16 protein-coding genes are annotated in these 13,545 nt (G+C 23.7%); 1 reads left to right on the forward strand and 15 read right to left on the reverse strand.

Going from position 1 to position 13,545, the window contains the following annotated elements:
• Positions 1 to 245: 245 nt before the first annotated feature.
• From AACL04_RS02505 to AACL04_RS02520, 4 genes are all read right to left on the reverse strand, one after another.
• On the reverse strand, positions 246 to 425 hold the full coding sequence (locus AACL04_RS02505) for a hypothetical protein (protein ID WP_339031120.1): 180 nt from the start codon (positions 423 to 425) through the stop codon (positions 246 to 248).
• 129 nt (positions 426 to 554) lie between these two features.
• On the reverse strand, positions 555 to 1,055 hold the full coding sequence (locus AACL04_RS02510; RefSeq protein WP_339031121.1) for a lipoprotein: 501 nt from the start codon (positions 1,053 to 1,055) through the stop codon (positions 555 to 557).
• 165 nt (positions 1,056 to 1,220) lie between these two features.
• A complete protein-coding gene (locus tag AACL04_RS02515; protein WP_339031123.1) occupies positions 1,221 to 2,792 on the reverse strand; it encodes a hypothetical protein in 1,572 nt (523 codons plus the stop codon).
• Positions 2,793 to 2,942: 150 nt separating this feature from the next.
• On the reverse strand, positions 2,943 to 3,653 hold the full coding sequence (locus tag AACL04_RS02520; RefSeq protein WP_339031125.1) for a hypothetical protein: 711 nt from the start codon (positions 3,651 to 3,653) through the stop codon (positions 2,943 to 2,945).
• Between the two features lie 70 nt (positions 3,654 to 3,723).
• On the opposite strand from AACL04_RS02520, the gene AACL04_RS02525 reads away from it, so the two are divergent.
• Positions 3,724 to 4,419 carry a hypothetical protein gene (locus AACL04_RS02525; protein ID WP_339031127.1) on the forward strand — a complete coding sequence of 232 codons (696 nt, stop codon included), beginning with the start codon at positions 3,724 to 3,726 and terminating at the stop codon, positions 4,417 to 4,419.
• A 19-nt stretch (positions 4,420 to 4,438) separates the two neighbouring features.
• Here the strand turns inward: AACL04_RS02525 and AACL04_RS02530 are convergent, their stop codons facing one another.
• The 11 genes from AACL04_RS02530 to AACL04_RS02580 form a co-directional block, all read right to left on the reverse strand.
• Positions 4,439 to 6,238, reverse strand: coding sequence for a M3 family metallopeptidase (locus AACL04_RS02530; RefSeq protein ID WP_339031129.1), 1,800 nt, complete (start codon positions 6,236 to 6,238; stop codon positions 4,439 to 4,441).
• Positions 6,239 to 6,469: 231 nt separating this feature from the next.
• Entirely contained in the window at positions 6,470 to 8,209 is a 1,740-nt protein-coding gene (locus AACL04_RS02535; protein ID WP_339031131.1) for a glycosyl hydrolase family 18 protein, read from the reverse strand.
• Positions 8,210 to 8,400: 191 nt separating this feature from the next.
• Positions 8,401 to 8,721, reverse strand: coding sequence for a hypothetical protein (locus AACL04_RS02540; RefSeq protein WP_339031133.1), 321 nt, complete (start codon positions 8,719 to 8,721; stop codon positions 8,401 to 8,403).
• Entirely contained in the window at positions 8,721 to 9,059 is a 339-nt protein-coding gene (locus AACL04_RS02545) for a hypothetical protein (RefSeq protein WP_339031135.1), read from the reverse strand. The genes AACL04_RS02540 and AACL04_RS02545 overlap by 1 nt, the downstream gene beginning before the upstream one ends.
• A gap of 291 nt (positions 9,060 to 9,350) precedes the next feature.
• The gene (locus tag AACL04_RS02550) at positions 9,351 to 9,503 is read right to left on the reverse strand and encodes a hypothetical protein (RefSeq protein WP_339031137.1); all 153 of its coding nucleotides are present in this window, start codon (positions 9,501 to 9,503) and stop codon (positions 9,351 to 9,353) included.
• Positions 9,504 to 9,571: 68 nt separating this feature from the next.
• Positions 9,572 to 9,709 carry a hypothetical protein gene (locus AACL04_RS02555; RefSeq protein ID WP_339031139.1) on the reverse strand — a complete coding sequence of 46 codons (138 nt, stop codon included), beginning with the start codon at positions 9,707 to 9,709 and terminating at the stop codon, positions 9,572 to 9,574.
• A 144-nt stretch (positions 9,710 to 9,853) separates the two neighbouring features.
• A complete protein-coding gene (locus AACL04_RS02560) occupies positions 9,854 to 10,741 on the reverse strand; it encodes a hypothetical protein (RefSeq protein ID WP_339031141.1) in 888 nt (295 codons plus the stop codon).
• Positions 10,742 to 11,035: 294 nt separating this feature from the next.
• Positions 11,036 to 11,914 carry an IS3 family transposase gene (locus tag AACL04_RS02565; protein ID WP_339031143.1) on the reverse strand — a complete coding sequence of 293 codons (879 nt, stop codon included), beginning with the start codon at positions 11,912 to 11,914 and terminating at the stop codon, positions 11,036 to 11,038.
• Positions 11,915 to 11,961: 47 nt separating this feature from the next.
• On the reverse strand, positions 11,962 to 12,225 hold the full coding sequence (locus AACL04_RS02570) for a hypothetical protein (protein WP_339031144.1): 264 nt from the start codon (positions 12,223 to 12,225) through the stop codon (positions 11,962 to 11,964).
• A gap of 179 nt (positions 12,226 to 12,404) precedes the next feature.
• On the reverse strand, positions 12,405 to 12,656 hold the full coding sequence (locus AACL04_RS02575; RefSeq protein WP_339031145.1) for a hypothetical protein: 252 nt from the start codon (positions 12,654 to 12,656) through the stop codon (positions 12,405 to 12,407).
• Between the two features lie 203 nt (positions 12,657 to 12,859).
• On the reverse strand, positions 12,860 to 13,483 hold the full coding sequence (locus AACL04_RS02580; protein ID WP_339031146.1) for a hypothetical protein: 624 nt from the start codon (positions 13,481 to 13,483) through the stop codon (positions 12,860 to 12,862).
• Positions 13,484 to 13,545: the final 62 nt, after the last annotated feature.

Consider the following 13,545-nt stretch of genomic DNA (forward strand, 5'->3'; position numbering starts at 1 on the left):
TTTTTATAAAAAGAGGAAGAAAGCATTAATAATACAACTCATAATATGAAATAGTAAGTAATAAGGTAAGTAATTACCTTAAAATGTAAAAATATTTTTAAATATTAATTCTAAAAAGTAATTTGTAAAACTATTCAATTTCTTATGTTATATAGATGGATCTGCTTTAGCTGAGAAATTAGTATAAAAAAAGTTATTATCTTAAAAAATAATAACTTTCAAAATTAAATTAATATATTTCTATATTAATTTGCATATCCACCTTTTGGTCATACTAAGTATAATACTCCAGGTATAATTGCTAAAATTAATAATAAAATTAATGTAATCAATTTATGTTGTGGATGTAATAATCAGTAAATTATTCCAGGTATAATTGCCAATATTAATAATATTATTAATAATAATAGACTTTTATCTTTCATATGTTTTTCTCCTCAAATTAATTATAAATAATTTTACCTTAAAATTCCATAAAATATTGATTATTTTATAAATAAATTTGTATACTCTTTTATTAAAAATAACGTTGAATCATTCAATAAACTTAGCAACTATTCAAGTTCTAATGTTCCTTCTCTAGCTCATTCTTGAATTTTCTTCATAAATTTTTTTGTATCTTTTGTTAAATTATTATATCCTTGACTTTTATCCATAAATTGTTCAAAGTCATTAATACTTTCGCTTTTATAAGTTTTTCCCGAATTTTTTGATTCTAATTCATCACATTCAAATTCAAGCATTTTATAAGATTTATAAGCTTTAATAAAACTTTCATATACTACACTTCTTTGTCTTGATTCACTTTTTAATAGTATTTGATTATTTTGACTTTCACTACAATTTGAACATTCTGCAAGTTCTTGTTTAATTATTTCATCTACTTTTGCTTTTTCTTCAGTATAATAATCCAAACCATTTATAATATCTTCTTCTGATTCAGGTTGATCTGGTAATTCAAATTTAATTACCTTTTCTTTTTGACATGAAATAACCATATTAGACGTAGAAACAAATAAACTAGTTGCTGAAAATAGTGTCAATAATTTTTTCATATATTTTTTTTCCCCTTAAAACTTTGTATTTTATTGATATTATCCCAATCTGGATTTATCAATTTTAACCACTTATATGTTATATACTTAAAATTAAACAAAATCAAGATATTTCCTCTAAAACAACAAGATAAAAAAATCTACTTAGTAGATTTTTTTAAACAATTAAGATTTAATAGCACCTTTTTTAGCTGATTTTTTTCTTATCACAAGATAAGTTATTGTTAAAATAATTGCAGTCCCACTAACTGCTAAAATTATTACCCATATATTTCAATTATTACTCTTAGCAACATACTCTCCAAAAGTATCACCTGTATAAAGTGATTTATAGTCTAAGGTTTTTGAATGGTTTTGACTTCTATAATAATTTAATTTACTTCCAAATCCATCCAAAGCATGACCGATTTCGTGAACAACTACACTAAATTTATATGGACTACTTCAAAAACCTTGTTTGTACTGACTGTTAAATTCTTTAAATGTTAAACTAGGTCCAGTAATTACAATGTAAGAATATGCAGTGCTTACAAAAGCATTTTGGTTATTTACATAATAATTTGTACTTGTATAACCCATTGTTCCATCATTCATATCTGTTCCATCATCATTTTTTAAAGGAAAATTAGGGCTTAATATAAGCGCTACTAATATATTATTTACCCATATATCATTTTGTATAATGTTATAAAGCGAATTATAAGTTTTTAAAGTAATATCTCTTAACTTTTGAGTATTATTAGTTGTTCATTTTTCACTATCTGATCCCAAACTATTTGGAGTATTTTTTAAATATACCTCTTCAAGATTATCATACACATGTGATAATCAAACTCCACTATAACTATTTTTATCTTTTGTTGCTTCAGCTAATGTTTTATCTAAATTATCAAATGACTCATAGTGATTTGCATTAAAGTTATTAAATGAATCAATTGATTCTTGACTTGCCGGAGTGTATGAATCTTGCATTCATGAAGAAGCAACTGTTAATAAACTACTTTTTTGAATTTGATTAAGATAAATAGTATTTCCTGTTTGTACTCTAAGTTGAGAAATTATATAATTTAAAGTTTGCTGATTATTTGCTCAAATAATTGAATTATTTGAATATTGCAAGTTTAGAGCATTACTTGGTGCTGTAGGCAAAGTTGTATCATAATATACTTTATTTTCTAAGTTTTCAACTAGATCAATAAATTTTTGTGATATTGTTACTGAGTTATCATAAAGGCCATCAAATGTCCCTCCTATTTTAATAATTTCAGGAAGAATATTAATATAAAAATTATTTGTTACTTCTCAACTTTTGTTTTTTAAGTTATCTTCTGTATTTAATCATTTACTAAAGCTTTCTGCAAAAAACTCTGCATCACTTGAAGAACCATAAATACTTGGCATAACAGTAGATGCTAACATGTTTTGAATAAATAGTGACTCATAAATTTCACTTTGAACTCCGCTTATACTTAAAGTAGTTTGAATTTTTTGAATATCACTGTTTGAAATAGAAATACTATTTGCATAGTAATATTTTAAAAGACGTCCATAATACATATAATTGCTTTTTGGAGTTATTAAAGATTTATATGAAATTTCTTCATCTTGATTTACATATTTAATAGTTTTTGCAAAATTATTGTTTTCAATATTAGTTTTTACAAATTCAGATGTTGAAACTGTAAAAGAAAAAAATAATGATCATATTAATGTTCAAAACATTATAATTTTTTTCATTTTTTACTACCTCTTTATATTTTCATATATATTTTTTAGAACTTATTTCAAGATATAAATCAAGATTATTATATAGCAAAATAAATAAATAAAATTATATTTTAAAACTTTTAAGGTGTTAAAAGTACTATTTTAAAGATTCATTTTTGACTACTGTTTTATATTTCAATTATTTTCCTCTTTTATTTGTATAGCAAATACTGATAATATTGAGATATTTGTTAAGGTATTAAAAATCTTTCAATAATCCTGAGAGTTTTCTTCAAAAATATTATGAATGCTTTCACTGTTTAATGAATTATATTCAAACATATTTAAAATTATTTCTGAAGAACTTTCAATTGTTTCAAAACTATTTGAATTTTTTATAAGCTCTAAACCTTCTATAATTTTCTTATTAAAATTAAAATTTTCATTGATTAAACTATTGCAATAATTAACTATTATATTTTGAATTTCATTAATACATTCAAATAGGTTCATTACCTCTTTATTTTTTTTTACATTATTATAACTTTGAACTATTCACTTATCTAATAAATCTGCAATTTGCTTTATTGACTCTATATTCGGTCAATATTTATGACGATCAAAGACTTGTAATCTATTTAAAGAAATTAGTTCATTTCAAAAATCATAATAATAAAAGTTAATCATATCTTTGACTTCTTTAAATTGATCAAGATATTCAATATTTTTAAAATAATTAAATATCTTTTCAAATTCTTTAGTTAGCAAGTTATCTCTTTTAAGCTGGATTTTTTGATCTTCAAATAATATCGATATTATTTGCAAGGCTGGATTATAAAATTTAAATATTTTCTTAGAATTTTCGTGATTAAAATCATATTTACCTAACATAAATTATTCTCTTTTCTCTTTATACAATTAATATATAATAAAATTAATGAATTATAGAAGGTTTAATAAAATGATAAATAACTTTAAAGCATACAAATTAACATCAAAAGATAAAGAACATTTAAAAAATGTAAGTCCCTATTGAGAAAAAGACATTAAAAAAAGCATTAAAAAACTTATGAAATGAATATTGAGATTTAATAAAAATCCAAATGACTTTATCATTGAATATACGAATAACTACGAATTGTATGATGTTTTATTTCAGCAAATTGATAATTATTCAAATTTTTACAATCAGAAGTTTAAATTAATTAATAATAACTCTAAGCTATTATCTAAATTTCATAAATTAATCGTAGATTATGTTTTTATTTTAGGTTGAGTAAAATCAATTGAATTAATATGCACTTTCTTTGAAGATATTGCAAAAAAAGATATTGCAAAGAAATCACAGTATGCAATTGAATTGATAAATAATTGCCTAATTTCATATTTTGAAATTTATAAAAAAGAAGTTTTAAAAATAATAAAAAAAGATGAATATTTAGAATTAATTTTTGAAAGAATTTTTTCAAATAAAAGCACGATTACTAGAGTAGACATCGCTGCAAGAGATGTTATGAGTTATTCCAAAATGTTAAAGAAAAAAAATAAACTAAGTGAAGAAAAACTTATTAAAATAAATATACTTTCTATTGAATTAATTGTCTTTTCAAATTCAATAACCTATTTTTATACAAGATTTTTAAGTAATGTTTATTAAAAATAAACCAATAATAGGTTTATTTTTTATTTAGCAACTGTTCAAAATTCTCTACTAATTTTTCAACTTCCAATATTAAATCTTTATATGATTCTTCTTTTTTACAATCAAAATTATATTTTTTAAATAATTGAGTAGCTTTTAGACTTCCCCCATCTTTTAAGAAATTTATTATTTGAGAGGCATCATTGGTTCTTTTAAATTCTGAATATAGTTTAAAAGATACCGCTATTGATACAGCATATTTATAGATATAAAAAGGTTGTTCAAAAATATGGGATATAGCAATTCAACTATATTTATATACTTGATCATCATATCTATCAAAGATAGATTTTCCTAAAACTTTCTTATTTGCCTTTTTTAGTATTTCTGATATTTTATCTAGAGTAAGCACCTCACCCTTTTCGCTTGAATTATAGCACTGATATTCAAACTCTGCATCTGCAATAGCAGAAAAGAAATTAGAAAAAATAAATTCAATTCTATTTTGAATTAAAATTAATTTCTTACTTTCATTCTTTTCATTTTGAAATAAATAATCAAATAACAAATGTTCATTAAACGTTGATGCTACTTCAGCAATCATATTTGAAAATCCATTTAATGGTTTTGGTTGATTTTGTTTAGCAAATAAATTATGAACAGCATGACCCAGTTCATGTGTTAAGGTTGAAATTGATTCTATATCTTCTGTAAAATTTAAAGAAATTAAGGAATCATAAGTATTGCTTCCAACTGTAAAAGCACCAGTTGACTTATTTTCATCCTCATAATAATCAATTCTATTATCTGATAAGCAATAATCTAAGTTAGCAATATATTTTTCTCCAATTGGTTTTAAAGAATTTTTAATTATTTTTTGAGCTTCTTCAACACTATAATTTTTTCTTTCCAACTTAAATAGTTCCAAACTTGAATCAGTTCCATAAAATTTCTCTAAATTTAAGTATTTTTTAATTATTTCATAGTATCTATAATAAACACTAGAGTTTTTAGAAGTAAATTTTATTAAGTTTAAAAAATTTGTAATCGAGAAATCAGCTCTATCAAAAAAATTTTCTTTGAAACTTTTCATTCCAACAAGTTTTATTGATTCAATTTCTTCTTTTACAATAGATTCATATATTTTTGCATAAGTATGCTGTTTAAATTTTAACCCCTCTTTAAATTTTAAACTTGCTCTAATTCTTAATTGTTGGTCTTTAATAGGATCTGAATAAGTTAAAATATCTGAAATAAACTTTTGATTAATAATATATTCTTTGTTTTTATACACTAACTTTTTTTCTTCATTATCTTTAAATCTCATTGATTCATACATTTCATAAATAATTGAACTAGAGTTTGAAACCTTTGATAACAACTCTCTTTCTTTTTGAGGCATAAGATATTTTATGTTTTTAAAGAATTCCTTGTAACTTTCTGAATAATGAATAAGTTCAGAATCTTCTGATAGTCACTTTAAAATTTTTTCCTTTCCAATATTTTTTATTTCTTCATTAACTCATGAAAATTTACCATCAAATTGTTGCATTTTATTATTGAAAATTGAGTCTAATTTTAGCAATCTAGGGTTATTTTGTTCTATATATAGATGCTTTAAAAAGTGATTAATTTTAGAGACACTCTTATCAACTGAGATTGAATGCTTTAAAAAATTTATAAAATCGCTCTTATTTTTCAATTTATTTTTATACATTAATAACTCATTATTTTTTTCAACATATAAGTCCAAGTCTAATAAAAACTCTTTATCACTTTCATAAAGGGAAAGTAAATCTCATTTATATTTATCTTCTGCATCAATTCTCTTCATAATTTACCCAAAAAATTTATTTAAAAATTCTCTTTTCTATTATTTCAATCATTTATTATTAATAAGAAATTTACTATTTTTAAATTATTATTATTTAAAAATATTAATATTTCAAAATTTTATAAAGAACTATTTTTTATAAATAATTAATTTTCTTAACTAAATTCATTTTACATTAATTTTAATAACTTGTCATTTATAACTATATATAAAAAATAACATTGGACAATGTTATTTATTTTCTTTATTATGAGTTTCATTATATCATGATTCAAAACTTCACTTTTTAAACATAACTTGTTGACCATTACTTTCAATCATACCTTCATAAGCATCAAAATTTATTGCTCAAGTCATAAGACCTTTTGTATAAATACCATCTTCACTAAGAAGTTTGTATGATTTTTTAATTGATTCTTCAGTAGCAGCTCCTCTACCAGCTGGTTCATTTGTTGAAGCTCCCATTACAAATCTATCTGGATCAATTAAATAAAAATCATTTAATCTACTATATTTTGTTGTTAAATACTTAGTCATTAAATAATAAAATTCAGCTCTATATGTAACATCATCATTTGTTATAGATCCCAATGATAAGTTTAATCTTTGTTTTTCCTCTTCTTCTATAAAAGGACCAAATGCTCATCCATTGTAAAATTGTGGATTTATTCAATTATAATATTTATCTAATTGTTTTAAAAACGGAATATAACTACCTCCTGATGCCTCTGTATAATTTTTCAAGTAAGGCATTTCTGGAGCCATTGTTATTATAAATTCCGGATTGTTATCTTTAATTTCTTTTAAAGCATCAATTGTCACTTGTTGACTCTCTCTATCTGCTAGACAACTACCTTCTCAGTCAATATCAAGACCATCAAAACCATATTCATTAACTACATTTAAAATTGTTTCTTTTAATTCATCCTTTTGATCACTTCTAAATCTCATTTCACTTCCAGTAGCTCCACCCATTGAAATAAGCACCTTTTTGCCCCTAGATTGTAGTAACTTAATTCCTGCTTTCATATCTGCTGGATTTCATGGTTCAAAAACGGGCATAGTATAAGCTGTTGGTGAATATAAAAATGAGATATCAATTACATTGTAATTAGTATTAGCCATTTCCTCAAAACTTGGTTTTAGCTGAGCTGTTCCACCTCATTCATAATAATATCCAACTAAAACTTTATCAATAGTTTCAATTGGAGCTTCTTTTAGTTTAAAAATAACTTCAACATTTCCTTTATAAATTCCATCCCCATTTGATGAAACTAAAACTTTACTATCTGTAATATTAGAAAGTTTAATTGAATTTACTTTCAATTCAGAATTTAATTCATTCAATCTTGTAATAATTGTAATTTCTTGATTATTTGCAATCTCACCCAAATCAGTAACTTTAAGATGTTGATTTAAATCAATTTCTAGTGAAGGCTCAACTTTCAATGAAAATATGACTTCAACATTTCCTTTATAAATTCCATCCCCATTTGATAAAACCAAAGCTTTACTATCTGTAATATTAGAAAGTTTAATTGAATCTACTTTCAATTCAGAATTTAATTCCTTCAATCTTGTAATAATTGTAATTTCTTGATTATTTGCAACCCCACCCAAATCAGTAACTTTAAGATGTTGATTTAAATCAATTTCTAGTGAAGGATCAACTTTCAAGGAAAATATGACTTCAATACTCCCTTTATAAATTCCATCCCCATTTGATGAAACTAAAGCTTTACTATCTGTAATATTAGAAAGTTTAATTGAATCTACTTTCAATTCAGAATTTAATTCCTTCAATCTTGTAATAATTGTAATTTCTTGATTATTTGCAACCTCACCCAAATCAGTAACTTTAAGATGTTCTTTGATTTCTTTTTCTTGAATAAAAAGACCACATGAAATAACAGTAGTAGATCATGAAGAAGTTAAAGTTATTGAAGAAATTAAACATAGTAGTTTTTTCATATTAATTTACCGTCCATTTTCTATATCTTATCATATAAGAAATAATATAGTGCTAGCTAAATATTTAAAATTTTTTTATATAATTTTGTAAGCATATTTCTATATTGAAATCACATTAAATATCTAACTTACATATAGTTAATAATAAAAATTAGTTTTAAAATAATTATAAAAACAATGAAATTATTTTATTATTCTTGTAAATAAATATCTTTATATCACTTTGAAAAAGTTCATTTTTCTCATTTAATAATTAAAGAATCCTTTCCTTCTCCTTGTGGTATTGTTGCTATCTTTCCATCATATGCATCACTATTTATTGTTCAAGACATAAGACCTTTTGTATAAATACCATCTTTACTAACAAGTTTGTGTGATTTTTTAATAGATTCTTCAATAGCAGTTCCTCTACCAGCTGGCTCATTTGTTGATGCTCCAATTACAAATCTATCTAGATCAATTAATCAAAAGTCATTTAATCGACTATACTTTGTTACTAAGTATTTAGTCATTAAATAATAAAATTCAGCTCTATAAAAACATCATTATTTTTTATATATTCCATTAATAAATTCAATCTTTGCATTTCTTCAGGTTCTACATATGTACCAAATGCTCATCCATTATAAAACTGTGAATTTATCAAATCATAATAGTCATACAGTTGTCTTAAAAATGGAATATATCTACCTGTATTATCTTTATCTGATTTATTTGTTAAATAGGGCTTTTCTGCAGCCATAGTTATAATAAATTCAGAATTTTCATCTTTAATTTCTTTAAAAACATCAATAATTACTTTTTGACCTTCTCTGTTTGTAAGAGAACTACCTTCTCAGTCAATGTACAAACCATCAAAACCATATTCATTAACTACATTTAGAATTGTTTATTTTAATTCATTTTTTTGATTAGATCTAAATCTCATTTCACTTCCAGTAGTTCTGCCCATTGAAATAAGTACTTTTTTTACCTTTTGATTGCAGTACTTAATTCCTGCCTTCATATCTGATCGATTTCATGGTTGAAATACTGGTATAGTATAAGCTGTTGGTGAATATAAAAATTAGATATCAATTACATTGTAATTAGTATTAGCGATTTCATCAAAACTTGGTTTAACTTGAACTGGTCTTCACCATTAATAGTAATAACCAACAAAAAATTTATCAATAGTTCAATTGGAGCCTTTTAGTCTAAATCTTATTTCCTTATTTTCTTTGTAAATAACTTCATCAATTGATGAGATACTTGCACCTTTATTTCAAATACTTTCTATTTTAATTGCACTCATATCTAAGTTAGGATTTAACTGCTTCAACTTATTTTAAATTTTTATTTCTTGATTATCTTCAATTTTACTTAAGTTATATTGAATGATGACACTACAAAGTTTTTTTTATTATCTGGTTTTGGACCAATTAAATTACCTGAAACTACTGTAGTTAATCATGATGTTATTATGCTAATTGACAACAAGAAAAAAAATAATTTTTTCATATATTTTACCCCTTTTATTTAATTAATATCATAAATAACATTTAAAAGTATTAATTTAAATATAAAAAGAGTTAATTAGTAAAAAAATACTAATTAACTCAAGTTTAATTTATATATATGTAAATAATATAAAGAGTTTTTATACTATTTATGTACTAACATATTAAATGTTCCATTAGCATCATTTGATTCAAACGAAACATAGAAATACTTATCATTAACTAACTCATTATTTGAAATTACTGAACCTTTTTCAAATTTACTATTTTTATTAATTGCCTTATAAACATTTAATGATTTCACATCACCTATATTTAATTTTAATGTTGTATTAATATATTTAATTGTCTCACTATTTAAACTATTTCCTGAATAATTAAACATATTAACTATTTGACCTGCTAAATAGTCAATTCCCAAGTTTGGTAAACTAATGTTTGATTTATATTCATTGTCTGTATAATCCATAGATTCACTTATTGTATATTGTGTATCTAGTGTAACATTATATCCTGGTTTAATTTGAAAATCAGTTAAAGATTGTTCCACTTGATAACCATAAAGATTGCCATTTACTGTTTCTCCATCAGCGATAGCTTCAAAAGCAATTGCATATTTGTAATTTCCTCAATTATCTAATTTATCAACTGTAACATTCATGTTTAAGATTTCATACTCTTTAGCATTAATAACCCTTTCCAACTCATAACCTACTGGTCTTGAACCATCAAAACCAGTTCCTGGAAATCTTGTTGTACTACCTGTAATTGAAAAACTTGTAACATTATTATCTCTATTAAAATTTCTTTGATCTTCAACAGCTTTAATTAGTACTTCCTTGTAATCCTCTGTACCAACTATTATTTTTCCATCCTTGTCAAAATGTTTTTCATTCTTTACACTTAATCAAATCGTTCCAACTTCATCATTTGAAGTAATTTTATTATTAATATTTTGTTCCATTGTAGCAATTGGTGCTATAGCAGAACTAGAAACTGATAAAGTTCCTATAAGACTTAAAAGTTTTATCATATATACCTTTCATTCTTAAACCCACCCTACCTACCAAAAAAGTAATGTTTTAAATTTTATTTTTAATATAGAAATCTATTACAATTTTTATTAGTTAAATTCTATTAACTTAACTAAATCGTAGCATAGAACTTTTAAATTAATTTATTAATAGAAATGTCTAAACTCTTTTTAAATTTTTAGATAAAAGGATTTTTTTGATTAAATTAAAAAATATTTTATTAAAGAAAAAAATTAGTATTAAGAGACTGAACCCTAAATAGTAAGTACAATAAAAAATATACTTAAATTATTTTATATTAGGCTAGCATGAGCTAACTTTTTCTTTTTACTTAATAATATTATAGTTGAATCAATTTGCTTAATTGCCTCTAATTTTAATAAGTTTCCTTTATCTTTAATATATCATTCATTTCATTTAACTATATCTAAAATATACTCCTCAAAGCTTTTATAGATATTATTATGAATTGTTCCCTTTTTAAGAAGTGAGTGAAAACTTTCAATTACTTGATTATCTGCGCAAGTTTTTTTGGCTCCCATTGATATAATTATATTGTGTTTACTACATCTTTTGAATCAAGCTAGTGATGTGTATTGACTTCCATGATCTGAGTGAATTATAATTCCACTCAGATCTTTTTTTATTTTCTTGATTTTATTTAATGCATCTTCTAAATTATTTAAAACTAATTTTACTGTCATTCTTTTACCAATCTTGTAATCGATGATCTGACGTGTAGCTCCATCAATAATGGTAGACTGATAATAAGTTTGACCTTTGAAGGTTAAGTAAGTGATATCTGTATATAAAACTTTTAAGGGGATTTTTACATCAAAATATTTACGTTTGATTAAATCAGAATAGTCATGAGTTGATTGTTTAATTTTTACTTTATTTGCTATTCTTTTTCTTACTTTTTTTTGATAAATTGACATAATAAAGTTTTCTTTCATTAATCTTAGAACTTTTTTATGATTGATTTTAGATATGCCCAATTTATCATAGAGCTTATTTAAATGTTCTGTCAATTTACGATATCCAAATTGTGATCTATGCAACTTAAATATAATTTTAATATTATTTAAATGCATTTGATTTACCATTGAATCTTCTATTTTATTCTTATATTTATCTCAATAAGAACGCTTAATATCAAAAACTTCTAACATTAAACAAAGCTTATATTCATTTAACATTCTTTTAATAAAAATTACTTTTATTTTCTTTGTTGCATGTAGAAGTCAAGGAACTTTTTTAGTATCTGATATTTCTCCTTATAATTTTCACTCTTTGTTCTTCCACGTTTTAATTGCTCTAAAGAGCCTTTATGATTTCTTTTATATCTTCAAGTTTTTATTGTCCCTATAGGGATATTAAATTGTTCAGCTGTGATAAATATTGAATATTTATCACTATATTCAACAACTATTTTTCTAAATTCGTTTGAGTATTTAATAAACTCTTGTCCTTTTTTTGCCATAAAAAAATGAACCACCTCTTAGTATAAATTGTACAATCGTTTTTTTATTGTACTTACTATTTGGGGTTCATTTTCTAAGTACTGAATTTACAAATAAAAAAACCTTCTAATAGAAAGTTTTAATTAAAATTATTTATTTATTAAAAGGTCTAATTTTTCATTAATTTCTTTTAATAATTCTAAAAGAGGTTTTTCAAAGTTTTCAATTCTTCCTGAATTTCCAACTTGTCCACCAAATCCACCATTAGGTCTTCCGCCACGGTCTCCACCGCGACTACCACCAAATCCACCTGATCTTCCGCCACGGTCTCCACCGCGACCACCACCAAATCCACCTGATCTTCCGCCACGGTCTCCACCACGTCCACGGTCTCCACCACGATCACGGTCTCCGCCACGATCACGGTCTCCATCTTGATTTTTAGGTCCATCGCTTGATGATCTTCTAAAGTTATCTTTGTTATCAAATCCCATAAGTTCATTACCTTTCTATTTAATTCTTTTAAAGGCAATAATAATACGCTATCAAAAGATGTGTAATTTAACACTCCTATTATTATATAGGAATAATCATTCAATCTTAATTTATTTAAATTAAGATGTCATAAACTTAGCTTTTAAGTAGTTAAATTGATTAATTAGTGACTGTTTTAGTGGAATCACTTTTAATTACACTATTTAAAAGTTTTAAAATACTAATATTAAATAAAATAGCAGATAAAGTAATAATTAAAGCAACAATTGTTACTCCAAGAAACAATGCTAAATCAATATTTGCTGAAAGATAACTTGGCACTTCTTCAATTAAAATATGACTATTTAAGCTTTTTTCAATCAAAATAAACTGTGAGAGTAGTATTGCTTTAATGATTACAATAGCAATAAGCATTATAGTAGTTAAAAATACATATATACTATTTAAATTTTTAAATTTCAAAAACGGCTTTTTAATTGAGTTATTTGCAAAAAATATTAATGTAAAGATAATAAGAATCGTTGTTAAAGATATAGATAGTATTTTTAATAATTCTAAATTTGTGTTAAAAATATCATCTATTGAAGCAGTCTGATAAGTTCCTATCAAATACTTTCCAAAACTATTATAAATAACGACTCCATTCTTATTTTTATCTTCAAAAGTAAAACTAATAATAAATTTGGAAAATAAAGCAAGAAAAGAAAAAATAAATGCAATAATTGTAGTGATTAAATTATAAGTATAATACCCCCTAATATTTTTATATTTTCTTTTAATCATTTCAAATATTCTCTTTTCTTTGCAAATATATTTTAGATTTTAACATATTGTTAATAAGTTTA

It is taken from the genome of Spiroplasma endosymbiont of Cantharis nigra, from assembly GCF_964019925.1.
GTDB lineage: Bacteria > Bacillota_I > Bacilli_A > Mycoplasmatales > Mycoplasmataceae > Spiroplasma_A.